The organism is Sphingomonas sp. GW821-FHT03E12 (assembly GCF_059420685.1).
The window spans coordinates 86,579-112,375 of record NZ_JBWKUF010000007.1 but is presented as its reverse complement, the minus strand read 5'-3'; the positions used below and the strand labels follow the sequence as shown (position 1 = coordinate 112,375).

At 64.0% G+C, this 25,797-nt stretch carries 26 protein-coding genes; 9 read left to right on the top strand and 17 right to left on the bottom strand.

Annotated features, from left to right (window positions below):
* Positions 1–67 precede the first annotated feature (67 nt).
* Positions 68–1,420 carry a lipopolysaccharide biosynthesis protein gene (locus AC07TU_RS19635; RefSeq protein WP_495189622.1) on the top strand — a complete coding sequence of 451 codons (1,353 nt, stop codon included), beginning with the start codon at positions 68–70 and terminating at the stop codon, positions 1,418–1,420.
* Between the two features lie 21 nt (positions 1,421–1,441).
* On the opposite strand, the gene AC07TU_RS19630 is transcribed toward AC07TU_RS19635, so the two are convergent.
* From AC07TU_RS19630 to AC07TU_RS19605, 6 genes are all read right to left on the bottom strand, one after another.
* Complete coding sequence (locus AC07TU_RS19630) at positions 1,442–2,566, bottom strand: glycosyltransferase family 4 protein (protein ID WP_495189621.1); 1,125 nt, start codon at positions 2,564–2,566, stop codon at positions 1,442–1,444.
* Positions 2,567–2,594: 28 nt separating this feature from the next.
* Positions 2,595–3,281 (bottom strand): FkbM family methyltransferase, encoded by a 687-nt coding sequence (locus AC07TU_RS19625; protein WP_495189620.1) that lies wholly within the window; start codon positions 3,279–3,281, stop codon positions 2,595–2,597.
* A gap of 122 nt (positions 3,282–3,403) precedes the next feature.
* A complete protein-coding gene (locus tag AC07TU_RS19620; RefSeq protein ID WP_495189619.1) occupies positions 3,404–4,627 on the bottom strand; it encodes a WcaI family glycosyltransferase in 1,224 nt (407 codons plus the stop codon).
* A gap of 61 nt (positions 4,628–4,688) precedes the next feature.
* Complete coding sequence (gene fcl, locus AC07TU_RS19615) at positions 4,689–5,633, bottom strand: GDP-L-fucose synthase (protein WP_495189618.1); 945 nt, start codon at positions 5,631–5,633, stop codon at positions 4,689–4,691.
* A gap of 1 nt (position 5,634) precedes the next feature.
* Complete coding sequence (gene gmd / locus AC07TU_RS19610) at positions 5,635–6,702, bottom strand: GDP-mannose 4,6-dehydratase (RefSeq protein ID WP_495189617.1); 1,068 nt, start codon at positions 6,700–6,702, stop codon at positions 5,635–5,637.
* A 247-nt stretch (positions 6,703–6,949) separates the two neighbouring features.
* Positions 6,950–7,591: a class I SAM-dependent methyltransferase gene (locus AC07TU_RS19605; protein ID WP_495189616.1), complete on the bottom strand. Its 642-nt coding sequence runs from the start codon at positions 7,589–7,591 to the stop codon at positions 6,950–6,952.
* 423 nt (positions 7,592–8,014) lie between these two features.
* Between AC07TU_RS19605 and rfbB the strand changes: the two genes are divergently transcribed.
* Complete coding sequence (rfbB, locus tag AC07TU_RS19600; RefSeq protein ID WP_495189615.1) at positions 8,015–9,073, top strand: dTDP-glucose 4,6-dehydratase; 1,059 nt, start codon at positions 8,015–8,017, stop codon at positions 9,071–9,073.
* A gap of 18 nt (positions 9,074–9,091) precedes the next feature.
* Here the strand turns inward: rfbB and wecC are convergent, their stop codons facing one another.
* The 3 genes from wecC to AC07TU_RS19585 all read right to left on the bottom strand — a co-directional run bounded on the left by wecC (position 9,092) and on the right by AC07TU_RS19585 (position 12,584).
* Positions 9,092–10,390, bottom strand: a complete 1,299-nt coding sequence (gene wecC, locus AC07TU_RS19595) for a UDP-N-acetyl-D-mannosamine dehydrogenase (RefSeq protein WP_495189614.1) — start codon at positions 10,388–10,390, stop codon at positions 9,092–9,094.
* The gene (gene wecB / locus AC07TU_RS19590) at positions 10,374–11,501 is read right to left on the bottom strand and encodes a non-hydrolyzing UDP-N-acetylglucosamine 2-epimerase (protein WP_495189613.1); all 1,128 of its coding nucleotides are present in this window, start codon (positions 11,499–11,501) and stop codon (positions 10,374–10,376) included. The genes wecC and wecB overlap by 17 nt, the downstream gene beginning before the upstream one ends.
* Before the next feature lie 69 nt (positions 11,502–11,570).
* On the bottom strand, positions 11,571–12,584 hold the full coding sequence (locus tag AC07TU_RS19585) for an NAD-dependent epimerase/dehydratase family protein (RefSeq protein WP_495189612.1): 1,014 nt from the start codon (positions 12,582–12,584) through the stop codon (positions 11,571–11,573).
* 139 nt (positions 12,585–12,723) lie between these two features.
* Between AC07TU_RS19585 and galU the strand changes: the two genes are divergently transcribed.
* From galU to AC07TU_RS19570, 3 genes are all read left to right on the top strand, one after another.
* Positions 12,724–13,602, top strand: coding sequence for a UTP--glucose-1-phosphate uridylyltransferase GalU (gene galU / locus AC07TU_RS19580; protein ID WP_495189611.1), 879 nt, complete (start codon positions 12,724–12,726; stop codon positions 13,600–13,602).
* A gap of 10 nt (positions 13,603–13,612) precedes the next feature.
* Complete coding sequence (locus AC07TU_RS19575; RefSeq protein WP_495189610.1) at positions 13,613–14,008, top strand: hypothetical protein; 396 nt, start codon at positions 13,613–13,615, stop codon at positions 14,006–14,008.
* 765 nt (positions 14,009–14,773) lie between these two features.
* Positions 14,774–15,169, top strand: a complete 396-nt coding sequence (locus AC07TU_RS19570) for a hypothetical protein (RefSeq protein ID WP_495189609.1) — start codon at positions 14,774–14,776, stop codon at positions 15,167–15,169.
* 187 nt (positions 15,170–15,356) lie between these two features.
* Here the strand turns inward: AC07TU_RS19570 and AC07TU_RS19565 are convergent, their stop codons facing one another.
* Positions 15,357–16,706, bottom strand: a complete 1,350-nt coding sequence (locus AC07TU_RS19565) for a methyltransferase family protein (RefSeq protein WP_495189608.1) — start codon at positions 16,704–16,706, stop codon at positions 15,357–15,359.
* 163 nt (positions 16,707–16,869) lie between these two features.
* Here AC07TU_RS19565 and AC07TU_RS19560 point away from each other — a divergent pair, with 163 nt between their 5' ends.
* The 3 genes from AC07TU_RS19560 to AC07TU_RS19550 are packed head-to-tail and all read left to right on the top strand — an operon-like array spanning position 16,870 to position 20,043.
* A complete protein-coding gene (locus AC07TU_RS19560; RefSeq protein ID WP_495189607.1) occupies positions 16,870–18,771 on the top strand; it encodes a M61 family metallopeptidase in 1,902 nt (633 codons plus the stop codon).
* A gap of 31 nt (positions 18,772–18,802) precedes the next feature.
* Positions 18,803–19,342, top strand: coding sequence for an inorganic diphosphatase (gene ppa / locus AC07TU_RS19555; RefSeq protein ID WP_066573459.1), 540 nt, complete (start codon positions 18,803–18,805; stop codon positions 19,340–19,342).
* Between the two features lie 41 nt (positions 19,343–19,383).
* Positions 19,384–20,043 (top strand): DUF1345 domain-containing protein, encoded by a 660-nt coding sequence (locus AC07TU_RS19550; protein WP_495189606.1) that lies wholly within the window; start codon positions 19,384–19,386, stop codon positions 20,041–20,043.
* Here AC07TU_RS19550 and AC07TU_RS19545 read toward each other — a convergent pair.
* Genes AC07TU_RS19545 through bla form a run of 5 tightly spaced genes read right to left on the bottom strand, consistent with a single transcriptional unit; the run spans position 20,024 to position 23,372 of the window.
* Entirely contained in the window at positions 20,024–20,389 is a 366-nt protein-coding gene (locus tag AC07TU_RS19545; RefSeq protein ID WP_495189605.1) for a TfoX/Sxy family protein, read from the bottom strand. The two genes, AC07TU_RS19550 and AC07TU_RS19545, sit on opposite strands and share 20 nt — an antisense overlap.
* A complete protein-coding gene (locus AC07TU_RS19540; RefSeq protein ID WP_495189604.1) occupies positions 20,379–20,858 on the bottom strand; it encodes a GNAT family N-acetyltransferase in 480 nt (159 codons plus the stop codon). Before AC07TU_RS19540 ends, AC07TU_RS19545 begins: the two co-directional genes overlap by 11 nt.
* Positions 20,855–21,754: a DMT family transporter gene (locus tag AC07TU_RS19535; RefSeq protein WP_495189603.1), complete on the bottom strand. Its 900-nt coding sequence runs from the start codon at positions 21,752–21,754 to the stop codon at positions 20,855–20,857. Before AC07TU_RS19535 ends, AC07TU_RS19540 begins: the two co-directional genes overlap by 4 nt.
* Before the next feature lie 6 nt (positions 21,755–21,760).
* Positions 21,761–22,456 carry a hypothetical protein gene (locus tag AC07TU_RS19530; RefSeq protein ID WP_495189602.1) on the bottom strand — a complete coding sequence of 232 codons (696 nt, stop codon included), beginning with the start codon at positions 22,454–22,456 and terminating at the stop codon, positions 21,761–21,763.
* A 31-nt stretch (positions 22,457–22,487) separates the two neighbouring features.
* Positions 22,488–23,372, bottom strand: a complete 885-nt coding sequence (gene bla, locus AC07TU_RS19525; protein WP_495189601.1) for a subclass B3 metallo-beta-lactamase — start codon at positions 23,370–23,372, stop codon at positions 22,488–22,490.
* A gap of 139 nt (positions 23,373–23,511) precedes the next feature.
* Here bla and AC07TU_RS19520 point away from each other — a divergent pair, with 139 nt between their 5' ends.
* Positions 23,512–24,375: a LysR substrate-binding domain-containing protein gene (locus tag AC07TU_RS19520; protein WP_495189600.1), complete on the top strand. Its 864-nt coding sequence runs from the start codon at positions 23,512–23,514 to the stop codon at positions 24,373–24,375.
* On the opposite strand, the gene AC07TU_RS19515 is transcribed toward AC07TU_RS19520, so the two are convergent.
* Both AC07TU_RS19515 and ispG read right to left on the bottom strand, forming a co-directional pair.
* On the bottom strand, positions 24,372–24,617 hold the full coding sequence (locus tag AC07TU_RS19515; RefSeq protein ID WP_495189599.1) for a hypothetical protein: 246 nt from the start codon (positions 24,615–24,617) through the stop codon (positions 24,372–24,374). The genes AC07TU_RS19520 and AC07TU_RS19515 overlap by 4 nt on opposite strands.
* Positions 24,614–25,735 (bottom strand): flavodoxin-dependent (E)-4-hydroxy-3-methylbut-2-enyl-diphosphate synthase, encoded by a 1,122-nt coding sequence (ispG, locus tag AC07TU_RS19510; protein WP_495189598.1) that lies wholly within the window; start codon positions 25,733–25,735, stop codon positions 24,614–24,616. Before ispG ends, AC07TU_RS19515 begins: the two co-directional genes overlap by 4 nt.
* Positions 25,736–25,797: the final 62 nt, after the last annotated feature.

Here is a 25,797-nt window from a genome sequence, read left to right as displayed (position 1 = left end):
CGCGTTTGGCGACAGCAATCATTTGCGCAGCCATGAAACCTGAACCGTTTCGAATTTGACGAGGTGGGTGGCTGTGCTGCCGAGGACGATTATCGCAGCGCTGGCGAACCTTCGAAAGCGGACGCTGTTTCGCAATAGCCTGGCCAACGGTCTGGGCGTGGGCACCCAGATGGCGTCGCAGCTTATCTCGGTACCCGTGCTGGTATCTGCATTCGGCATTGAGGCCTTTGGCGTCTGGCTGCTCATGGCAACCATTCCGGGCTATCTGGTCATGTCGGACCTGGGCCTGTCGGCGGCGGCGATGAACGAGATCGGCATCCGTTACGCCCGCGGCGAGATCGAGCAGGTTCAGCGGGTATTCCAGTCCGTGTTCATGGTCATGATGGGCGTTTGCGGCCTTATCGTCGTCGCAGCTGCTGTGATCGTGGCGATCACTTCCAACCTGGATGGCTTCTGGAGTCCGGCGTTCAAGCCCCATGTCTGGGCCATCTTCTTCTTCGCGCTGTTTACCGCAGCGGCCATTCTGTCGATGGTGCCTACCTCGGCGATGCGCGCGACCGGGCTGTATGCACGAGGAACCTTGCTCTTTGACGGCTTCATGCTGGCCGAGAATCTCGCCTTCATGCTCACGGCCATACTGACCAGGAACCTGGTTGCGACGGCAGCAGTCTTCGCCGGAGTGCGCGTGATTGCGATGATCGTGATCTACCGCGATCTGATCCGGCAGCGCAGCTTCCTGCATATGGGCTTCTCACATTTCAGCTGGCAGCAGGTGCGGTCGCTGTTGCCGTCCGCGTTGGGATCGATGGCAGCGCCTGTGGGAATGGCCATCAATCTTCAGGGCGCGGCGCTGGTCGTGGGATCGGTGCTGGGGCCCGTCGCCGTCGCCCTGTTTGTGCCGGTTCGTACCCTCAGCCGTACTCCCGTGCTGTTCACCGGCCTCGTCAGCCGCGCGCTGCTGCCCGCAATGTCAGCGGCGCGGGGCCGCGGCGATGCGCGCACGGAGCAACGATTGTGGAACGTGAATTTCATCGTGATTCTGGGGACGCTCTGCCCCATCGTCGTGTTGCTGAGCCTCATTGGCCCCGATATCGTCCGGCTATGGACCGGCGGCCGGCTCAATCCCGATCCGTTGTTCGTCATCGTGATGAGCGTTGCTGCGCTTCCGCACGCGCTGTGGTTCTATAATCTGCAGCTGCTCTCGGCCAGCCATGAGCATATTTCGCTGTCGAAGCTGGTCCCGTTCGCATGTGCCGGCGGAATTGCGCTTTCCTTCTGGTTCTCGCACTGGCTCGGTCTGACCGGTGCAGCGCTGGGGGTACTGGCAGCTGAGACGTTTCTCGCCATCTGCGTCGTAGCCAATGTCATACGGCGACATGGAGTCGGTTGGTCGAATCCGCGCGGTCCGACGGCAGGCTGACGCAGTATCCGTAGGAAGAGGTTATGCGGAGGCTAGCCCGGCCAGGCGTAGCGTGGAGCGGACGAACAGCGAGACATCAGCCTCCTCGGCCATCGCGATGGATTGGCGGGCCATGCGCTCCCAAAGGGCTTGGTCGTCAGCTAGCTGCGTCATGAAGCAGGCGAGGCCCTCGACATTGTCCGGTTCGATGACAAAGCCGTTTACGCCGTTGCGCAAGAAGAGATCACGCGCACCGACATTCTCGCCCACGATGCAGGGAAGGCCCATCGCAATCGCTTCGATGACCACGATGCCGAACTGCTCCTCGCGGCTTGGAAGCAGCAGGCAGAGGGTCCTGCCGAGCTGTTTGGCGATGTCGTCTTCATTCTGCCACCCGCGGAACTCGACGTGAGTCTCGATGCCCAACGCTGCGCATTGTTCGCGTAATTCGGCCTCGAGCGGGCCGGAGCCGCACAGGACGAGCTTGCGCGGAGATGACCGGCCCTCGGCATATCGAGCATATGCCTTCAGCAATGTGCCGTGGTTCTTCTTCTCGATCAGCCGGGCCACGCATGTGAAATCCCGGTCGCCATGGGCAAGGCCGGCGGGCGCTGGCTGAACGCCTGCCTTCGATCGGATGCGGGCAAGGGGGCGGTTGTAGTAATAATATTCGAACGGCTTCTTCTTCATGCCGAGGAACTGGAAATATTCCTTCGACCTTCGGCTGGACACCAGCGCCGACTGATAGGGCAGGTAGTAGAAGTACTTCATCAACTCGAAGAAGACCGAGCGAGGCCTGTCGTCGAATTTACTGTCTGACAGCAGGGTCACCCGGATGCCAAGAAGCCGCAGGAGCGTTGACGCTTCAAAGATGCCGCCGGTACCGTGCCCGCACATGAATACATGCGTTGCCCGCACTTTCCGGCAGGCGCGAACAATTCGCCAGGCGAGCTTGAAGCGCTTTCGGTTCTCTTCGCGCCCGCCATGGAAAATGGTCAGCTTGGTGAATCGTTCGGATGACGCGTTCGCCCATCCGTAGTCCGAGCTGTTCGAGAACAGTTCCAGACCGAAGACCTTGCCGCGGTCGCCGAGTGCATCGGCCAGCGCTTCACAGCGCTCATCGTGCATGAAACCGAAATTGTCCCAGACGAACACCAAATTGTGCATTGCGCGTTCCGAGCGTTGGGGGAGCAGGTCAGGCGGCTTTCTTGCGGAACAGGAAGTCGGCCTGGGTAGGGCCGAACTCGTCCGTGTTCACCTGATTGAAGACTCCGGCAAGTTCGAATCCCCGGGCGGAAAGATGGGCGAACACATCCTCGAAGAATGGCTGCCCCTCGTACAGGGTGACATAGGAGAGCTCGAGATAGACGAAGTCGATGCCGTCGAGGTCGTCACAGGCCTGGAGGACCTGAAGCTCGGCGCCCTGCACGTCGATCTTCATCAGGATTGGGCGAGCGAGGGAGCCCAGCGCCACGCATGACGCCAGGCGGCGGGTATCGACCGTGATCGTGTGCGTTTCCTTGACGCCGAACGCGCGGTCCTGGCCGTCCGCAGGGGGCAGCAGCGAGGAGCTGTCCAGGCGGTTCGTCACATAGAAGGTGGCGGTGCCGTCGGCCTGGCTGATCGCCACACGGTGAAGTTCGGTGCCGGCATCGCCTGCGAAGAGCTTTTCATAGATGGCGGCTTCGCTGGGCAGCGGTTCGAAGGCGACGATCCTGGCGGACGGGCGCTGTGCGCGAAAGGCGAGGCTGAATTGCCCCTTGTTCGCGCCGATGTCGATCAGCGTTTCGGCACGCGCATAACGGATCGCTTCGACATGTTCGATCGCAGCCGCCACCCGGTGCGAGATCGCAGCACGCGCGAAGATGGGCCGCGTGAGCAACTCCGCGGCTTTACGAAGCTTCGTGAAAGAACCCATCAACCTGCCTAAAAATGACGGACGGTCTGGTTCTGGAGTGAACCTTTGTCCGATGGTTATCCACTAACGGAGGCCCCAACCCCTGTCTATTGGGCCGCGCGTGCGAGACGTCTCAACTGTTCGTCTAACCGTTCGATGATCTGTCCGCGGTTCCAATATTCGTCTGCGCGCCTGACGGCCGCGTCGCCAAGCGTGCGATGCAGCGCCGGATCGTCGGCAAGCCGCTCGACCGCCGCCGCCATGGCGGCCGGGTCTTCCGGCGTAACCGCCAGGCCGCAGCCTTCGACTTCTCGCGCAAGATCCGAATCCGGAGCGGCGCCCGCGATGACTGGCCGTCCGGAAGCGAGCATGTTGGTCAATTTCGACGGAAGGACCAGATCGGCGGCATCGGCGCGCTGCGGAAGCAGGTGGATGGTCGCCATATGCAGAAGGTCCGCGACCTCCTCCTTGGGCTGAAGATCGTGGAACTGGATATTGTCGAGGCCGGAGGCGTGCAGCTCGAGTTCGGGACGTGTCTGTCCTTCACCGCAGATCACGAATGTGATGTCACGCCGATGCTGCAGGCGGCGCGCGACATCGGCAATGATCTCGATCCCCTGCTTCCTTGCGATGCTGCCGGAGTAAAGCGCTACGTGCGGCGTGCGGATATTCCACCGGTCGCGGAACAGTGTGGAATGCTCCACCCTCGATGTGTGTGCCCAGTTGCGCAATTCATACACCGTCTCCGGCGCCCGGCCCTTGTCGATGAGTTTGCGGCACATCGCCCCGGAAATGCTGCTGGTCTGGTCGAAACCATTGATGCACGCGCGTTCGAACTTGAGCGCGGCGCGAGCGATCATCCCGTCAGCGCGCATCTGACCGGTGGCAAAGCCCGCCTCGACCTCGAAGTCCTGGACATGGAGCCAGCTTTTGGCGCCCGCCAGCCGCGCAGCCAGCAGGGCGATGGGCGCCGCAATCAGCGTGGGGGCGACCAGCATCACCAGATCAGGCCGGAATCCGCGGGCCAGACGAAGGGCGGGCAGCGTGCTGCTCGCCGCGAAGCTGCCATAGTGAAGGATGCGGGTCGCGCCGCCGACCTTTGCCGGAACGAAGAGCGGGCAGCGATGGACTTCGACGCCGTCAAGGTTTTCCCGGGTCCAGCGCCAGACGGGGTAGCCATCGAACCGCCGCCAATAGGGATAGGAAGGGTAAGCCGCGATGACCTTGACCTCATGCCCCTTCTGGACAAGCGAGGCCGCCAACTGGCTGGACATCGGCCCGGTGCCGGTTGGCTCCGGCGCATAGAGATTGCTGAACAACAATATGCGCATGGACCGCTCCGTTCCCCCCGAACGCATCTGTCCCGTCATCCTCGCGACGCTGACCGATCGCTCATGGCGCCAGCGATTTGAAGATTTCGTAGGTCGAGGCAATCCCGTCCGGAAGGCTGATCGAAGGCTTCCAGCCCATTGCCGCGATGCGATCATTCGACATGAGCTTGCGCGGCGTGCCGTCTGGCTTGCTCGTGTCGCACAGAATTTCGCCGGTGAAGCCGACGATCCCGGCCACCATTCGGGTCAATTCGAGGATGGTTACATCGTCGCCGGACCCGATGTTGACATGCTCGTCGTCCGAATAATGCTTCATGAGGAACACGCACGCTTCGGCGAGATCGTCGACATGCAGGAATTCTCGCCGCGGGGTTCCGGTACCCCAGATCGTCATGCTGTCCGCACCGGCGAGCTTGGCCTCATGCGCCTTGCGGATCAGCGCAGGCAGCACATGGCTCGACTGAAGGTCGAAATTGTCGCCCGGCCCATAGAGATTCGTCGGCATCGCCGAGATGAAGTCGTTCCCGTGCTGTTGCCGATAGGCCTGTGCGAGCTTGATCCCGGCGATCTTGGCAATCGCATACCATTCGTTGGTCGGTTCCAGCGGCCCGGTGAGCAGCGCGCTTTCCTCGATCGGCTGCGGGGCGAATTTGGGATAGATGCAACTGGATCCGAGGAACATCAGCTTTGCGACATCGGTGCGGTGGGCCGCTTCGATGACATTCGCCTCGATCATCAGGTTGTCGTACAGAAAGTCGGCGGGGTAGGTGGAGTTGGCGAGAATCCCGCCCACCTTCGCTGCAGCCAGAAAGACCGCGTCGAAACGTTCGGCATCGAACCACGCGCGCGTGGCCGCCTGATCCTTCAGGTCCACCACGTCGCGACCGGCGGTCACGATGCGACAGTCCTCGACCTCCAGGCGCCGCACGATCGCCGAACCGACCATGCCGCGATGCCCGGCGACGAAGACCTTCTTGCCGGCAAGGTCGAAGGATCCCCCGGTCACCTCAGGAACCCTTTGCAATCGGTTCGTGCTGCATCACCTTGAGGTCCGCCTGCACCATCTCGCGGGCGAGCTCGCGCGCCGATGTTTCGTGGCTCCAGCCAAGCTTTTCCTTTGCCTTGGTGGGGTCTCCGATCAGCAGATCGACTTCGGTCGGGCGGAAATAGCGCGGATCGATCTCGACCAGACACTTGCCCGTTTCCGCGCAGAATCCCTTCTCGTCGACACCGGTCCCTTCCCAGCGCAATGCGATGCCGACATCCTCGAACGCCCATTCGACGAAGGTGCGCACGGGCGTGGTCACGCCGGTTGCGAGCACATAATCGTCGGGTTCGTCCTGCTGCATCATCATCCACATGCCGCGAACATATTCACGCGCATGTCCCCAGTCGCGTTTGGCGTCGAGATTGCCGAGCCACAGCTTCTCCTGCCGGTCGAGCTTGATCGCCGCGACGGCGCGCGTGATCTTGCGCGTGACGAACGTCTCGCCGCGCAGCGGGCTTTCGTGGTTGAACAGGATGCCGTTCGAGGCATGCATGCCATAGGCTTCGCGATAATTGACCACGATCCAGTAGGCGTAGAGCTTCGCAACGCCGTAGGGCGAACGGGGATAGAAGGGGGTGGTCTCGCGCTGCGGAACCTCCTGGACGAGACCGTATAATTCGCTCGTCGAAGCCTGATAGAAGCGCGTGGTCTTCTCCAGGCCGAGGATCCGGATCGCCTCCAGCAGCCGCAATGTGCCGACCGCATCCGCATTGGCGGTATATTCGGGGGTCTCGAAACTCACCTGAACATGGCTCTGCGCAGCCAGGTTATAGACCTCGTCAGGTTGAATCTGCTGGACCAGCCGGATCAGGTTGGTCGAGTCGGTCAAGTCGCCATAGTGCAGGTGAAACTGCGCATCCTCGACATGCGGATCCTGATAGATGTCTTCGATCCGGCCGGTGTTGAACGACGACGAACGCCGCTTCACGCCATGAACCTCATACCCCTTGGAGAGCAGCAGCTCCGACAGATAGGCACCGTCCTGGCCCGTCACACCCGTGATCAAGGCGACTTTCCGTTTGCTCATTAGGCCCCTCTTATGCGGCATCAGTTATAAGGCATCTCGGCAACGAGCAAGCAATCGTGCTGCATGTGCGAGATGCGCGGCGACGAGACGTATTCACAGAATGATGTGCCGTTTCTGCCTGGAGGAAACGCACTCGCCGGATCGGTCACTTCCCTGTTCGTCCAATGATTGCGGCTCGGCTGCGAACTGGACGAGAGGCGGCCGGGCAATGCCGGTGCTGCGCCTCGCGCCTCGCTGAACGGATCGCCTAGGCCTTTCGCCCTACTGCGATCACGTCGCGCTGATTGGTGAGCCGTGAATAGATGCCGCACAGGAAATGGAAGACCGGTTCGGGCAGGTAGCGCCGGAAGAGTTCCTTCTTGGGCAGCCAGGCGTGGGTGAGCACTTCGGCGCGCTCAACCTCGAAACCTGCCTCTTTCAACGTGTTGCCGATCAGGACAGGAGTCCAAGTGTGCAGATGGTTGTCGATCGTGTCGCGATAGGTGCGCTGGTTACGCCAATCGTCGATCGGCAGAACGAGGACGACGCGGCCGCCCGGCTTCAGCCGGTCATACATCTTCCGGATCACTTCGAGTGGATGCGGCACATGCTCCAGACAGTGATTGGAGATCACGAGGTCGAACGGGCCGTTCTGCTCGTCGATTGACGATTTCACCGCGACACCATTTGTGCGCGCCTGTTCGTGCGCGGCAGGATTCACTTCCACGCCGAAGCGTTCGATATCCGGGATGTTCTTCAGAACCCAGCCGCCGGCGCAACCGAAATCAAGAACCTTGTCGCCTGGTTTTGCATATTGCAGGTAGCGGCGCGCACTCAACTGACCGCCGAAATTGCCGACTTCATTCTGCCAGGTGAAATAGGCTACGCCCTTGTCGCCCTGATAGTGCATTGACGCATTCTGCATTTCTTACCCTTCTGAGCGGCCGGTAAATGGCTCAATTCCGCGCCTGCATCACAGCTTTGGCGAAGCCTATATAGTTGAACCCGGCCCTAGGAAAGATAGGGGTGCTGCTCGATCGCGACTTTTTGTTGCACCTGCACAGCGGGTTGATCACCGCGCGGCCGGGTGTGTGACGGCCTCGTTCGCCGTCTATGCCGAAGACCGGCTGGGCCTTGTCCCGCAGCCTGTGTGCGTTATCGGCGGACTGGGGGAGTCGCGTCGGATGACCAGAAAACCGGTCCGCAAGGCCATCTTTCGTGATAGCGTCCGGAATGCGCGGTTCATGGCGAGGTCGCTGGTACATCATCCCGGAGGGGCCGCCATGGCCGCACCGGCGCGCGCTGATGATTTGACCGGGTTGAGGCGAATCATATGCGCATTCTCGTAACCGGCGGTGCCGGTTTCATTGGATCCGCGCTTGTCCGTCATTTGATCTCGGGCACCCGCCACGAGGTGCTGAGTCTCGACCTGCTCACCTATGCGGGTACCGTGGAGGCCACGAGATCGGTCGCGGATGATGCGCGCTACCATTTTGTTCATGCGGATATTTGTGATCCGCGTGCTGTTTCCGCCGTGCTGGCGGACTTTCGTCCGGACTATGTGATGCACCTGGCCGCCGAGAGCCATGTCGACCGGTCAATCGACGGACCGGCTGCATTCGTTCGCACGAACCTCGTCGGAACCTATACGTTGCTGGACGAGGCGCTTGCATATTGGCGTCGAGCGGATCCCGCCTTGCGCGACCGGTTCCGCTTTCACCATGTCTCCACTGACGAAGTGTTCGGTGAGCTTGGCGCCGAAGGGCATTTCAGTGAGGACACGGCCTATGACCCGCGCTCGCCCTATGCGGCTTCGAAGGCCGGGGCCGATCATCTCGTGAGCGCTTGGGGGCACACCTATGGCTTGCCGGTCTCCCTTTCCAATTGCTCGAACAATTACGGTCCCTATCAGATTCCGGAAAAGTTCGTACCCAGGATGATCATCGCCGCGCTCCGCGGGGAAGCCCTGCCTGTCTATGGTACGGGCATGAACATCCGCGACTGGCTGTTCGTGGACGATCATGTCCGTGCGCTCCGGCATATGCTCGAGGCGGGCGCACCAGGCCTCCGCTACGCCGTCGGCGGAGGAATGGAGCGCCGGAATATCGACGTCGCAAGAGCGGTATGTGCCATGCTCGACAGGTTGAGGCCCAGGGCCGATGGGCGCGGTTACGCCGAGCAGATTGCCTTTGTTCAGGACCGGCCCGGCCACGACTTCCGCTACGCGATCGATTGCAGCCGTATCCGGCGCGAACTGGGCTGGTCCCCGGTCGAAACCTTTGAAACCGGCCTGGAGAAAACGGTGCGCTGGTACCTCGAAAATGAAGCGTGGTGGGCCCCGTTGGCCGATGATCAGGCGATGGTTCGTCGCGGCCGGGGGGCTAGCGGGTAGAATCGGCCGCGATCGTGGTTACACCGCGATCTGCAGTGGCGCCGGGTTGCCGCCGCGCACCGGCTGATCCGGCCAGATTCCGCGCGTATCGTACACCAGCTTTTCGCTGCGCTCGGCCAGCGGAACCGATTTGAACACATCGTGATCCACCAGCACGATCAGGATCGGGCAGGTCTCCAGCGCGGTATCGATGTCGATCAGCGTCGCGCCCGCCTTCGTCAGCGTCTCGGGCAGGGTGCGGGCATAGGGTTCGACGATGCGGATGCGCGACCCGTGCTGCGCGGCCAGCGCTTCGGCAACGTGCAGGGCAGGGCTTTCGCGGAAGTCGTCGATATTCGCCTTGAAGGCGAGGCCCAGGCACGCGACCGGCGCGTCGGGCAGCGCCGCGATCAATGCGTCCGCGCGGCCGACCGTATAGCCGACCTTGCCGTCATTCACTTCGCGCGCGGTGCGGATCAGCGGCGTGTTCTCGCGATCCGCGGCGACCAGGAACCAGGGGTCGACGGCGATGCAATGGCCGCCGACGCCGGGGCCGGGCGAAAGGATGTTCACGCGCGGATGGCGGTTGGCGAGGCGGATCACTTCCCAGACGTCGATGCCCATGCCGTCGGCGACGACCGACAATTCGTTGGCGAAGGCGATGTTGACGTCGCGGAACGCATTCTCGGTCAGCTTGGTCATCTCGGCGGCGCGCGCGCTGGTGGTGACACAGGCGCCGCGCACGAAGCGGCGGTAGAATTGCAGCGCTTTCCGCGCACAACGCGGGGTGACGCCGCCGACCACGCGGTCATTGTCGATCAGCTCGACCAGGATGCGGCCGGGCAGCACGCGCTCGGGGCAATAGGCGATCGCGACATCGGCGATCCCGCTGCAATGGCCGGGGATCCTGAGGTCGGGGCGGAGCTGGTGGATCAGATCGGCGACCTTTTCCGTGGTGCCGACGGGTGAGGTCGATTCGAGAATGACGGTGTCACCGGCCTTGAGTACGCCGGCGACGCTGGTCGCGGCCTGAAGGACATAGCCGATATCGGGCGCATGATTCTCGCCGAAGGGGGTCGGCACCGCGATCAGGAAGACGTCGGACGGCTCGATGACGGTCGAGGCGCGCAGCGTGCCGCGCGCGATCACGCCCGAGACGAGGCCGTCGAGGTCGACTTCCTCGATATGCACCTTGCCCGCATTGATCGTGTCGACGACATGCTGGTGGACGTCGATGCCCAGCACCTTCGCACCGGTTCGCGCGATTACCGCGGCGGTGGGAAGGCCGATATAGCCGAGCCCGAGAACGGCGACGTTGAGTTCAGAGCCCGAATCCATTTGCGACAACCTTTGCAATCCTTGCCGAGGCATGGCCGTCGCCGAACGGATTGTGGGCGCGCGCCATGGCCTGATAGGCGTCCTTGTTATCCAACAGGGTTGAGATTTCGGAAACGATACAATCCGCATCGGTCCCGACGAGCTTCGCCGTCCCCGCCACGACCCCCTCGGGCCGTTCCGTCGTCTCGCGCATCACCAGCACCGGCTTGCCCAGTGCCGGCGCTTCTTCCTGGACTCCACCGGAGTCGGTCAGCACCACGTCGCACAGGTCGAGCGCGCGGATGAAATTGGGGTAATCGAGCGGCTCGATCCGCGCGACATTCGCGCGTTCACCCAGCGCCGCGTCCATCACGGACACGACATTGGGATTGGGATGCATCGGGAACAGGATCGCGGTGTCGGGCCGGTCGGCGATTCGCGCGATGGCCCGGGCGATCGACTCCATCCCGCCGCCGAAATTCTCGCGCCGATGCGTGGTGACGAGCACCAGCCGCTTCCCCGCGAAGCGCTTCGCGACCGGATCGAGCTGCGCCGCCAGTCCGGGCTCCGCCGCGATCCGTTCGCGCGTGGCGAGCAGCGCGTCGATCACCGTGTTGCCCGTCACATGGATCGCCGCCGGATCGATATTCTCGCGCCTGAGCGCTTCCGCCGCGGTTTCGGTAGGGGCGAAATGCTGGTCGGCGATCGGGGCCACGATGCGGCGATTCACCTCCTCGGGCCAGGGTTGCCAGATGTCGCCCGAGCGCAACCCGGCCTCGACATGTCCCACCGGCACCTTGCGGTAATAGGCTGCGAGGGCGCCGACCATCGCAGTCGCCGTGTCGCCCTGCACCAGCACGCGATCGGGCTTCTCGGTGTCCATCACCTCGCCCAGCGCCGTCAGCAGACGTGCGGTCAGCCGGTCGAGCGACTGGCCCGGCTCCATGAGATCAAGGTCGATGTCCGGAACGAGCCCCGCGATTGCCAGCACCTGATCGAGCAGCCCGCGGTGCTGCGCAGTGACGCAGGTTCGCACGGTGAGGCCCGGCACCTGCGCCAGCGCCCTTACCACGGGGAAGAATTTGATCGCCTCCGGCCGTGTGCCGAAGATCGCGAGGACTTTCTTGTTCATGCCCGCCCTATATCGCCGCCGCGTTAAAGACCCGTCACGGAGTCTGCCGGGGAAACGGCACCAGCCCGCTCAGCCATAATAGCTCCGATACCAGTCGACGAAGGCCTTCACCCCCTCGCGCACCGGCGTCCCGGGCACAAAGCCGACAAGCGCACGCAACAGATCGGCGCTGGCGTGGGTCGCAGGCACGTCGCCCGGCTGCATGGGCAGGAAGTTCTTCTTCGCCTCTGCCTCCATCGCCGCCTCCAGCGCGGCGATATAGTCCATCAGCGGCACCGGGCTGCCCCCGCCGATATTGACGCTGCGGAACGGCGCGACCGGCGAGAGGCTGTCCGCCGCTGACACCGGCGTGGTCCCCGGAACGGCGTCGATCAGCGCCACCAGCGCCGTCACCAGATCGTCGACATAGGTGAAGTCGCGCGCCATCTGGCCATGGCCATAGACGTCGATCGCCTCGCCCGCGGACATCGCCTTCATGAACTTGAACAGCGCCATGTCGGGGCGCCCCCATGGGCCATAGACGGTGAAGAAGCGGAAGAAGGTCAGCGGAATGCCATAGAGATGCGCATAGCTGTGCCCGATCAGCTCGGTCGCGCTCTTGGTCGCGGCATAGAGGCTCATCGGCGTCTGCGTCCGCTGCGTCTCGGCGAACGGCATGTCAGTATTGGCGCCATAGACCGAGCTGGTCGAGGCGGCGAGGAAATGCCGCACCGGATTGTGCCGCGCCAGCTCGAGCAGGTTGAAGGTGCCCGTCACGTTAGTGCCGACATAGTCCGCCGGATGGTCGATGCTGTACCGTACGCCCGCCTGCGCCGCGAGGTGGATCACGGTATCCGGCGCGAATTCCCGCCATGCTTCGCCGAGCGCATCCGCCTGCTCGATCCCCAGCCGCGCGAGGCGAAACCCCGGCCGCGCGACAAGGATCGCATTGCGCGCCTCTTTCAGCGACACGTCGTAATAGGGGGTGAAATTGTCGATCCCCAGCACCTGCGCGCCCGCGTCCAGCAGCCGCTGCGCGGTGTGGAAGCCGATAAACCCGGCTGACCCGGTGACGAGGATACGGCGATCGGCAAGGCTGGTCATGGTCATGCGCTACCCCGGGTGCCGTTACGCCCCCGTTAAGTCCAGCGCTTTGAGATTCGAGCCGACTTGCGGTGCCGGCCGGCATCCTGGGTAGGCACCCGCTTTGCGCAGCCGCCGGCTTCCGCTATGTGCGCCCGCCATGACGATCAAACCGCTTCGCAAGGCTGTGTTCCCCGTCGGTGGACTCGGCACCCGCTTCCTCCCCGCGACCAAGGCGCTTCCCAAGGAAATGCTGCCCGTCGTCGATCGCCCGCTGATCCAGTACGCGGTGGACGAGGCGCTGGAGGCCGGGATCGAGCAGCTCATCTTCGTCACCGGCCGCGGCAAGAGCGCGATCGAGGACCATTTCGACATCTCCTATGAGCTGGAGACGACGATGGCGTCGCGCGGCAAGTCGCTCGACGTGCTCGACGGCACCCGCCTCAAGCCCGGCGCGATCGCCTATGTCCGCCAGCAGGCGCCGATGGGCCTTGGTCACGCCGTGTGGTGCGCGCGCGACATCATCGGGGACGAGCCCTTTGCGGTCCTTCTCGCCGACGATTTCATGGTCGGCGCCGCCAGTCAGCCCGGCTGCCTCAAGCAGATGGTGGAGGCGTACAACAAGGTCGGCGGCAACTTCATCTGCGCGCAGGAAGTGGCCGACAGCCAGACCGACAAATATGGCATCATCACCCCCGGCACCCGCGACGGCACGCTGACCGAGGTGAAGGGCCTGGTCGAAAAGCCCAAGGCCGGCACCGCGCCCAGCAACCTCGCCGTGATCGGCCGCTACATCCTCCAGCCCGAAGTGATGCGCGTGCTGGAAGGGCAGGAAAAGGGCGCGGGCGGCGAGATCCAGCTGACCGACGCGATGGCCCGCATGATCGGCGGCCAGCCCTTCCACGGCGTCACCTTCCAGGGCGTGCGCTACGATTGCGGCGACAAGGCGGGGTATGCCCAGGCCAACCTCGCGCTGGCGCTGAGCCGCGAGGATATCGGGCCGGCGGTGCGGGAGTTTGCGAAGGGGTTGCTGGGGTAGGGGCGCTCGGATGAAGATCGAGACTCTGTTCGAATTCATCCGATCGAAATGGCCGGCCCAGATCGATATCTCCGACGCTGAGGTCAACGGCCGCGGCTTTGGATGCTCGAACCTCATCCGCTTGGAGGAGGAGGTTAGCTCGACGCTTGACGATGCGGACGTGAGCTATGCCGCTGCCTGGGCATTTCATCAGGCTTTGGCCGGTTACGCGCGAGGGCAGTATGGTGCTGGCGTCGCGGTGATCGACGTGAATCAGGTCCTATTCCGGGACTTCGCGAAATACCTTTGCTTCAATCTGTCGGACCCCAGCTGGTCGGAGGTGTGGGAGGCGTTCAAGAAGGACAACCCCGGGCTTCAGGATCTTGTCGCTCTCGAGTCAGGAGCAAGCGATCCAACATTGCCTTGATCCGCAGTCGGCCTTTCCATGGTGCGCGATGATAGCGGCGGCAAGGCGGGCGACGCACAGGCCAACCTCGCGCTGGCGCTGAGCCGCGAGGATATCGGGCCGGCGGTGCGGGAGTTTGCCAAGGGGTTGCTGGGGTAGGTTCCTCAAGCTGCTAAGCGGCGCAATGGGCGCCTTTGTGCTTGGGTAACTTGGCTTCCGTACCCGCCTCGCATTCGAAAACATCAGCAATATGACGACGCCGGACTACAGGACCGAGGTCTTCGCGAAATCCCACCTTGCTGGGGGCGGCGAGCGATTTCGGGGATTCAGTAAACTGTCACCGTAATCCCCGTTTTGCGCGTGTGATCAGCGCAGCGTCGGAGACGCTACACCATGTCGAGCAAATCAACGCCGCCGCCCTTTGCGGCCTACCGAAAAACAATCTGATAGATTCTGCTTAACCAGGCTCTGGCCTCTTTCCCCGACCCGAAATCATTCGAGGTTAGCTGATTGATTTGATGGGAGTAGTCCTCGCTAGAATTGGCGAGCGCTTCAAACTGATCTTTCAATTTCTCCACGTCAAATTTCTGGCTCTTGGTTTGAACGTCATATGCCAATTCATCTAATTCATGCCACTCGACGTGACAGTAGTCTCGGAGCACCGATTTGATCGGTTCAGGAAATTCGTGCATCAATCAAACTCTCGGAATTATTATCTATTTCGGTTTATGGGACATGGTGTTGAACAGTCTCTACCCTAAGAGTCTTGTTTGTATCGGATGATCATTGTTGAGTCAGGCCCAAACTAGATTGCTCAATGGCAGGCGTTGTACGAAAGCCGGTCGCGGCTATGCCGCCATCGTGACGCCACCTGACGAACCGATCTATTATCGCCTCCGCTGGCCCGATGCGGAAGTTCCGGCTGAGATGCCGGCGTGGCTGCACTACGAGGTCAGTGAGGTGGCAGACGCCGTCATTCGGACGATCGAAGTCTTTGCAGATGGCGGCATCACCAGAAACAGCATCGAAATCGAACAGCTCCACGGCGATCATTGCCCTTCCCTGATCGATGTGTCGCTAAGCGAGGGGTTCGATGGGCTGGAGCTTCAAACGATGTCTCGCGAGAGCTTCGAGGTGCTTTGGCAGCAGGGCGTAGACACACCCTTCTGGTTTGTCCGCTGACCGTCCCAATCTGTCCCGCTTGCAATGTTGGAATTGCTTTGCTTGCATCGGCGGGCCGCGTCGCGGCCGCTCTTTGATTGCGTCGATTCGTCCGGTTCGATGACGCCCCCGAACCTCCCGGACGAAGGCGACCAAGTTGACAGAATAAATCGCGTTCCGCGTAACATCGTCAACTTCGTAAGGCGGATCAGTCGGCGCGCTGATCCAGGGTTTTCAGCCCCGCATAGCCTGGCTTGAACGTCCATCCCGTCACCCACGCCACCAGCCGCGGCACGGGCGCGTTGCGTTCCATCCACTCCGAATATTCGCGATAGGCCGGATCGGCGCCGAGGTGCTTTTCCTCGGTCTTGGCGCGGATGTAATAGACGCCGCTCACCGCGGCGAGCAGCACCGTCGCGCGCACCGCGTCGTACAGGCTGCCCGTGGTCACCAGCAGCGGGCAGGTACTGATCCACCAGAACAAATTCTTGGAGAGGTACGCCGGGTGCCGCGTCCAGCTATACGGCCCGTGGGTGATGATCCCGCGATGCGTGAGGTTCGAGAAGCGGAAGCCGAACGCCATCGTCGCCCAGGCATAGATGGCGGTCAGCGCCACCAGCACCGCGCCGATGATCCACAGCAGGATGTCGTATCCGGCCAGCCAGTGCGTCCAGTCCGACGTGCCCGGGTGATAGTCGAGCGGGCCTCCGTTGCCCATCAGGATGAAGGGCGGGTAGCAGATCAGCGCGAACGCCCAGCCCGCCGCATAGGGGTTGGCGGTGCGGATATGGCTGTCGAGCGGGCGGAAGGTCAGGATATAGCCCACCGTCGCGAACGCCACGTCGAACATGAACATGCCCGTGATCAGCCAGTTGGCGAGGGCAATGGGGTTGTTCAGGATGCCGTCGGTGCTCGCGCGCACGAACTGGCTGTATCCCGGCGGCACGATCGCCAGCATGAAGGCGAGGAAGAACGCCTTCACCGCCCAGCTGCGCAGATGGTTGTGGATCGCCGCCTCGTCGATCGGCTCGTCCTTGTTGCCCAGCAGCCACGCGCCCAGCATCCATGCGCCGTCCCTCGGCTTCTCCAGCCGCCGGTCGATCCACAGGACGTACGGGACGGACAGGATGAACAGCGCCGGCGCCGACATCTGGAAGCACCACATGGCAAAGGCGAAATTGCCTTCCCAGTAGAAGCGGCAGACCGAATAGATCGCGGCGATTCCGCCCCAGGTCAGCCACAGCCCCGCGATCTTGGTGATCGAGATGTCGAGCGTTTCCTTGAGCGGCCGGGGATTCTCCCACTTCACGCCGGTGCTCGGGTTGCGGTGGACCTTGTCCACCAGCAGCGCCCACAGCACCATCGGCACGCCGCCCGCGACCAGATTGACCAGCGCGGCATAGGGGCCGTCCAGCCCCTTCATCCGCGCGAAGATCAGCCAGCACGCCATGCCGACCAGCCCCGCCAGCCCGCATCCGGTGCTGACCGCGGATTTGGGCCGCGGATCGGCCTTGGCCGGCGTGGCGAGGGCAGGGTCGTGATACATCGCGTCGGGCATAGCGCGCGAATGGTAAGCAAGCCGTGAAGGGTGTTTCCAGCGCTAAGTTGCGCGCGGTGGCGGGGTTTGGCCCCTTTGTCCGTGCTGCCGTTGGCACTTTACCTCGCCGCCTCGCCGCGCCTAAAGGTGTAACATCATATCCTCCCCTGCATTCGAGGCCTCTATGCGCCGCGCCTTCGCGCTCACTGCCCTGTTGCTCGCCAACGCCGCCACCGCACAGAATAGCGCGCCCCAGCCGCTGCCGTTCGACAACCGCATCCCTGCGGCGCGCGACACCGCCTATCCCGGCACGATCACGCTCAAGGTCGATGCGACCAACGTCCAGCAGGCGATCTATCGCGTGAAGCAGACCATCCCTGTTGCGCAGGACGGCCATATGGTGCTGCTCATGCCCGCATGGCTGCCGGGCAAGCATGCCGCGCGCGGCGAGGTCGAGAAGCTCACCGGCCTCAAGATCAGCGCGGGCGGCAAGGCGGTGCCCTGGAAGCGCGACACGGTCGACGTCTGGGCCTTCCATGTCGATGTGCCGCGCGGCGCGAAGCAACTCGATCTCGAATTCCAGTTCGTCGGCGCAACCGATCCCGATCAGGGCCGCGTCTCGATCGCCCCCGCGATGCTCAACCTCGAGTTCGAGCAGGTGAGCCTCTATCCTGCGGGCTGGTTCACCCGGCGCATCCCGATCCAGGCAACGGTGACCTATCCGGAGGGCTGGACCGCGGTCTCGGGCCTGCCTGCGACCAAACAGGGTGCGGCGTACGTCTATGACAAGACCGATTACGAGACGCTGATCGATTCGCCGGTCTTTGCCGGGCGCAATTATCGCGAGTTCAAGCTGTCGGATCGTGTCGACCTCAATGTCTTTGCCGACGATGCCAAGGAGCTGGAGGCCAAGCCCGAGCAGATCGAGGCGCACAGGAATCTCGTGACTCAGGCGGTCAAGCTGTTCGGTGCGCAGCATTATGATCGCTACGAATTCCTGCTGTCGATCAGCGACGAGATGGGCGGGATCGGGCTCGAGCATCACCGCAGCTCCGAAAACGGCGTAAAGCCCGGCTATTTCACCAAGTGGAATGACGGCCCCGGATCGCGCAATTTGTTGCCGCATGAGTTCGTCCACAGCTGGAACGGCAAGTTCCGCCGCGGCGCCGACAGCTGGACCCCCGATTTCCGCACGCCGATGCGCAATTCCCTGCTCTGGGTCTATGAGGGGCAGACGCAATTCTGGGGCTATATCCTCCAGGCGCGTTCCGGCATCGTGTCGAAGCAGGATACGCTCGACATGCTGGCGAACATCGCTGCCACCCTCGACAACCGTCCGGCACGGACCTGGCGCGCGCTGGTCGATACCACCAACGATCCGATCATCTCGGCGCGCCGGCCCAAGGGCTGGGTGAGCTGGCAACGATCGGAAGATTATTACAACGAAGGCCTGCTGATCTGGCTCGAGGTTGATTCGATGCTGCGCGCGCAGAGCGGCGGCAAGAAGACGATGGACGATTTCGCCCGTGCCTTTTTCGGGATGCGCGACGGCGACTGGGGTGTGCTCACCTACAAGATCGAGGATGTCGCCGCGACGCTCAACGCGATCCAGCCCTATGACTGGGCGGGGTTCCTCAACCAGCGTTTGAACGGCCTGACCGAGCGCGCACCGCTCGCGGGATTCGCCGCCAATGGCTATCGCCTGATCTATACCGAGGAGCCGACTGCGGCGTTCAAGGACAGCGAGAAGCGCGTGAGCCGTGTGGATCTGAGCTATTCGCTCGGCCTGACGGTGGGGAAAGGCGGGGCGATCGGCTCGGTCACCTGGGATTCGCCTGCTTTCGAGGCCGGGCTTGATGTCGGTGAGACGATCGTTGCGGTGGCTGGCCGCGAATATTCCGACGATCGCCTCAAGGATGCGGTTCGCGCCGCAAAGGGCGGCAAGGACCCCATCAAACTGCTCATCCGAAGCGGCACACGTTACCGCGAAATCGCCATCGACTATCACGGCGGCCTGCGCTATCCGCGCCTCGAAAAAACGGGCTCCGGAGAGGGTGGCCTGGATCGGCTGCTTGCCCCGCGCTGACGGGGAAGCCGAACCAACAGAGGAAGTTTAGATGCGCATCGACATGATTCCTGTCGGCGACAATCCGCCGCACAGCCTGAACGTCATCATCGAAGTGCCGACCGGCGGCGAGCCGGTGAAGTATGAGTTCGACAAGGCGTCGGGTGCCCTGTTCGTCGACCGCATCCTGCACACGCCGATGCGCTATCCGGCGAACTACGGCTTCGTGCCGCACACGCTCTCGCCTGACGGTGATCCCCTCGATGCGCTCGTCATCTCGCGTTCGCCGTTCATTCCGGGCTGCGTCGTGCGCGCGCGTCCGATCGGCGTGCTCAAGCTCGAGGACGAGGCCGGCGGCGACGAGAAGCTGATCTGCGTCCCCGTCGACACCACTTTCCCTTATTATTCGGACGTGGGTGAGCGGCAGGACCTGCCCTCGATCGTGCTCCAGCAGATCGAGCACTTCTTCAAACACTATAAGGACCTCGAGTCCGAGAAGTGGGTCCGCATCGGCCAGTGGGGCGATGCCGACGAAGCCCGCCGCATCGTCGTCGAGGCGATCGAGGCCGCGAAGAAGGCGAAGGCCGCCTGAGCCGTCTGGCCACCCGCCCGCATCGCGCCTAGACTGGGCGGATGCGGGAGGGGGCCGACAGCACGCAACATCGCCGCGGGATCGGTAACCGGATCGCGCCGCCGCGTTTCCTGTTGTTCGCGGCGATCCTTGCCATCGGGTGCGCCGTGGCGATCCCCGTGCTCGGCATCCGCTTCGGCGTGATGGTGGCGTTCGACGCCGCCGCAGCTGTCTTCCTCCTCAGCTGCCTGTCGCTGTTCCGCTACGAATCGCATCACATGCGCGCGGCGGCCCGGCGCAACGACGCCAACCGCGTCGCATTGCTCGCCATCACTGGCGCGATCAGCCTTGCCGTCCTCGCCACCATCGCGAGCGTCCTGATCCCCGCGGGCGCGCCGCAACCGCGCGGCCTGATCCTGGTCATCGCCACGCTCGCCATCTGCTGGCTGTTCGGCAATTCGGTCTATGCGCTCCACTATGCGCATCTCTTCTACACCGCGCGCGACGGGAAGGATGCGGGCGGACTCGAATTTCCGGAGACGCCGGAGCCCGATTATTCGGACTTCGCCTATTTCGCCTATTGCCTAGGCATGACCTTCCAGACCAGCGACGTGACGATCACGACGCGGCCGATGCGGCGTGCGGTGACCTTCCACTGCCTGGCCGCCTTCGTCTTCAACCTCGGCATCATCGCCTTCACGATCAACGCGCTCGGCGGGTAGCTTTCGGTTTCTTTTCGGGTGCGCGCCGCCCTGCTTCCAGCCCCAGCGACGCCCATTCGCGCATCGCATCGGCGTCATCGAACACGTCGTCGGGCGCGCGGCGATAGTTCATGCTGGCGAGCCGGTTCTTCATCTGGAAGGTGAAGCGGTCGCTCCCCGCCGCATCCCAAACCGCGTCGCTTTGCGCATCCGCCTTGAACCACAAGACGTCGTCGCTTGAGATGATCGCGAACACCGTCCCGTCGAGATAGAGCGTCGCCCCGCCCATCATCTTGCGATGGGTGACGGTGCCGATCGGCTCCATTGCCTCGCTCACCCAGTCGAGCAGGCCCTGATCAAACGCCACGTGCCAGCGCCTCGATCGCGTCGATTTCCATCCGCCAGCGCTCCCAGCCATCGACCGGCCCGGCGCCGATCGTGCGGTAGAAGCCCTTGCCCAGCTCGTTCCAGTCGAGCACCGCCCATTCGAGCCGCGCCCCGCCGCGCTCGACCACCAGTCCCGCCAGCCGCGACAGCAGCGCCCGGCCGAGACCCGAACCCCGCGCGTCGGGATCGACGAACAGATCCTCCAGCCAGATCCCGGGCTTGCCCTCGAAGGTCGAGAAAGTCTGGAAGAACAGAGCAAAGCCGCTCGGCACGCCGTCGACCTCGCCGATCAGCACTTCGGCTGCCGGACGCGCACCGAACAGATGGCCATGCAGCACCGCGTCGTCGAAACGGACCTCATGCGCCAGCTTTTCATAGTCGGCGAGCTTGCGGATGAATTCCGCGACCAGGTCGAAATCTTGCGCGCCGGCTTGTCGGATCGAGATCATGGAAGTTGCGCCTCGCTGTCGGCCACCGGGGCGTGATCGCGCCGCCGTGCGGCGAGGATACACCCGCCGACGATCAGCGCCGCCCCGGCGACGGTGAAAAGGGATACGTGCTCTCCGAACACGACCCAGCCCCAGAGCGTCGCCCAGAGGAAGCCGGTATATTCGGTCGGCGCGAGATAGCTGGCCTCCGCATGGCGATAGGCCCAGGAAAGCAGGAACAGCGACGCCGTCGCCAGCATCGCGGCAAGGATCAGCGCGGGCGCATCGGCAAGCGGCGGCGCCACCAGCAGCCAGGGCGCGGCGAACAGATAGACGGCGGTAACGATGATCGTCTGGTAGAAGGCGACCTCGCCAGCGCCGGCGACCAGCGACTGCTGGCGCATCAGAATGATGTTCCAGGCATAGCAGACTGCCGAGACGAGGATCGCGACGGCGCCCCAGAATGCATCCGGCCCCAATTCGGCCCGCGCCTGTCCCCACAGGATCACCAGCACGCCGGCAAAGGCCATGGCGGTGGCGATGATGGTCAGTCGCGTGATCCGTTCCTTGAGGATCAGTGCGGCGAGGAACAATGCGATGATCGGCGCGATGAACGAGAGGGCGATCGCCTGCGCCATGGGCACGCGCCCCAGGCCCCAGAAGAACAGAAACGCCATGACGGCGGAGACGATGCCGCGGACGAAATGGATCCGCAGCACCGCGCGTGCCGGCCAGCGCGGCCGCGACAGCGCATAGGGAATGCCGCTCACCACTGTGCCCGCCAGCATGCGCCAGGTCAGCGCATTGTATGCGCCCAGCCCGATCACCAGCCCTTTCATCACCGCGTCCATCGACGAGAAGATGGCGATGCCGAGCGCGGCGACGGCAAAGGCCGTCAGGGGCGAGGTCGAACGCATGGCCGTCTATCGCCGGTCGGGCTTGACGGGCGCGGGCGGGGCCGGGTCGATGGAAGGTGCGGCGGGAACGCTGGGCGGCGCATAGGACGGCGGCACCGGTGCGGGCGGCGGCGGCAGGGGGATAGGCTCGGGCGGCCTAGGCGGGAGCGGCATCCGCCCGCTGTCGCGCGTGCCCGGGCGCTTTTGCCGGGTGATGAAGTCCATGCACGCGCTGTGCGCGGCAAGGGCCTTGTCGACGTGCGACAGCTGCACGCGATACAATTCGCGTCCCCTCACCGAAAAGGCGATCCAGCCATTGGCGGGAAGGCGGCCGAGGATGCCGATCGCCGGCGCCTTGCGGTCGGCATAGACGAGCAGGCCGCCGCTGAGGTCTACGGCCTCGCCCGTCGTCTGCACGCGTGTCACGGTCCCGCTCGCGTCCGCCCAGCTGATCGTCACCGGAAAGGTGCCGGACGGCAGCGTATAGTCACCCTTCTCGAAGCCGATATGCTGGAACACGCCGCCGCTGGGGCCGTCTTTCCAGCCATAGATCTGGCCGGAGACGCGCAGTACGTCCTCGCTATCGATCGCGAAGCCGGCGTCGCAGGTCGCCTCCTCGTCGGTGATCGTCCAGCCGCCGACGCTGACCGTCTCGAACCGCGGCTGCTCGGCCGCCGCCGGTGAGATGAGCAACGCTGCTGCGAAAGGAATCGGAAAACTCACCGGCCGTGGTTGGCGTGTCCGTAGGCGCGGGTCAATCGCCGGTGCGCGGTTCCGCCTTCTCCTTTGCCAGCCGTTTGTCGAGCCGTTCCGTATAGGTCGTGGCGAGCGCCTTGCACGCATTCGCGTCGATCATCGGATTGGGCGTCCGCGAGCGTTCCAGCACGGTGAGCTGCTCGAGCGTGTCGTTGGTGCCGGGGTGGGAGGGGATGGCGATATCGCAGCGCAGGGCAGCCAGCTTCGCCGCACCCTGTCGCAGCAGCGCGACGCGATCCGGGTGGTCGCCGAACCGGTAATGGTCGTCGCTCACCGGGTTGATGCTCGCGGAGAAGACGAAGGTCGCGCAGGATTTGTCCTCGCAGGACTGCCACTGCCAGCTGGTGCTTCCCCGCGTATGTCCCGGGGTTGCCCGCGCGGTGATGGTGACGCCGCCAATGCGCAGCGTCTCGCCGTCGCGCATGCCCCGGATGCGCGATACGCCGGGCATCGGCGCGTGGATGCTCGCCTGCGGATCGTCCTTGCCGACATTGCCGCGGCGCAGTTCCTCGACCGCCGCGGCGCCCGCGATCACGGTCGCGCCGCTGTCCCGCGCCAGCGCCGCCGCACCGCCGGCATGATCCCAATGCGGTTCGGTGATCAGGATGTACTTGATCTGGCTGGGGTCGAAACCGAGCTTGCGGATATTCGCCTGAATTGCGCGCACCGCCTGCGGCACCCCGGCATCGACCAGTACCAGCCCGGCATCGGTGCGGATCAGCACCACGCCCAGCCCCTGAAACCCGACATAATAGCTTTGCCCGTGCATCCGCACCGGCGCCTGCGGCTCCAGCCATTGTTTCGCGTAATCCTCCGCAATGGGGCGCAGCAGCGGGTCGTTACGGTCGGCATCCTGTGCGACGGCGGTGCCGGACAGGGTCATCAGGGCCGCAATCAAGACGCCAGTTCTGCTCATCGCCATTCGCTCCGCTTTGGTGTGTGGCAAGAGAGTGGCGAAGCTGACTCCGGCGCACAAAGCATCAATTCTCGACTTAGCCATGAGCGCAGTTCATGGATGACGGATGGATCGACCCCAGCTCCCGCTCAACGCCCTGCGCGCCTTCGAGGCGGCGGCGCGGCATCTGAACTTCACTCGCGCCGGACTTGAGCTCTGCGTCAGCCAGGGGGCAGTGAGTCATCAGGTCGCATTGCTCGAACGGCGGCTGGGCGTGCCCTTGTTCCGCCGCCTGCCGCGCGGTCTTGCGCTCACCGACGAGGGGCTGGCGCTGGTGCCGGTGCTGGGCGAGGCGTTCGACCGGATCGGCGCGACGCTCGACCGCTACGAAGGCGGACGGATGCGCGAAGTGCTGACATTGGGAGTGGTCGGCACCTTTGCGACCGGCTGGCTGCTGCCGCGGCTCGACGGCTTTCAGCGGGAATATCCCGAGGTCGATCTGCGGCTGATGACCAACAACAACCGGGTCGATCTGGCGGGCGAGGGGCTCGACTATGCGATCCGCTTCGGCGACGGCGCATGGCACGGGACGCATGCGGTGCCGCTGCTTGCCGCGCCGCTGTCACCGCTCTGCACACCGGCCATCGCCGCGCGCCTCTCCGCCCCGGCCGATCTGGCGCGCGAGACGTTGCTGCGCTCCTATCGCGCTGACGAGTGGCCGCGCTGGTTTGACGCTGCCGGCGCGCCGTCGCCGCGGCTGACCGGCCCGGTCTTCGACAGCTCAGCGTTGATGATTGCGGCGGCGCTGGGCGGCCACGGCATTGCGCTGGCGCCGCCCGCGATGTTCGAATCCGATCTTGCGGCCGAGCGCCTGGTCCAGCCCTTTACCGTCGAGATCGCGCTTGGCCGCTACTGGCTGACGCGGCTGAACTCACGGCGCGAGAGTGCGGCGATGCAGGCGTTCGCGGCTTGGCTTAGCCGGGTGGGCTAGGCGTCGCGATCGTCGAGGCGGACGATACGCCCGACTTCGAGTTCGTCGATGCGCAGCTTGCGGATATGCGCGCGGCCGACCCATAGTCTGCCGATGGCAAGCGCACCCAGTGCGAACGCGCCCATCGCGACGGCGCCGACTGCGACCGCACCCAGTTTCGTCATGCCGACCGCCGCTGCACCCGTTGCCGATGCGCCGGTGGCAACGGCGTGATGTACCTCGGATGCCGGGGGCTGTTTCATTCGGCAGCTTCGGCCGCGGCGTCCGCTGCCTCGATCGCGGCCGCCTTGGCCTCGACCAGCTTGACGATATGGTCGAGCATGTCGGCGTCCTCGACCGTGTGGTCGGTGACGCCCGAGAGATAGACCATGTGCTTGCCGTTGCCGCCGCCGGTCAGCCCGATATCGGTCTCGCGCGCCTCGCCCGGGCCATTGACGACGCAGCCAAGGACGGAGAGCGACAGCGGGGTGCGGATATGCTGCAGGCGCTCTTCCAGCGTCTGGACGGTGCGGATCACGTCGAAGCCCTGCCGCGCGCAGCTGGGACAGGAGACGACGCGCACGCCACGGTTGCGGATGCCCAGCGCCTTCAGGATCTCGAAGCCGACGCGAACCTCTTCCTCCGGCTCGGCGGACAGGCTCACGCGGATCGTGTCGCCAATGCCGAACCAGAGCAGCGATCCGATGCCGATCGCGCTCTTGACGGTGCCGCCAACGAAGCCGCCGGCCTCCGTGATGCCCAGGTGCAGCGGGCAGTCGACCGCTTCGGCGAGCTGCTGATAGGCGGCGGTGGCGAGGAACACGTCGCTGGCCTTCACCGCGACCTTGAACTCGTGGAAGTCGCGGTCCTGCAGCAGCTTGATATGGTCGAGCGCGCTTTCGACGAGCGCCTCGGGGCAGGGTTCGCCATATTTCTCGAGCAGATCCTTCTCGAGGCTGCCGGCGTTGACGCCGATGCGGATCGCGCAGCCATTGGCCTTGGCGGCGTTGACCACTTCGTTGACGCGGTCGGCCGAGCCGATGTTGCCGGGGTTGATGCGCAGGCATGCCGCGCCCGCGTCGGCCGCTTCCAGCGCGCGCTTGTAGTGGAAATGGATGTCCGCGACGATCGGCACGCGGGCGGCGCGCACGATCTGCTTCAATGCTGCGGTGCTCGCGACATCGGGGCAAGAGACGCGGATGATGTCGACGCCGGCATCCTCGCAGCGGCGGATCTGGTCGATCGTCGCCTTCGCGTCGTCGGTGGGCGTGTTGGTCATCGTCTGGACGGTGACGGGGGCATCGCCGCCGACGGGCACGTTGCCGACCATGATCTGGCGGCTTTGGCGGCGCATGATATCGCGCCAGGGACGCACTGACATTGAGGTTCCTCTGGGTTCGCCTGCCCTATAGCCGATCGGTCGCGGGCGAGAAAGTCGCGCGT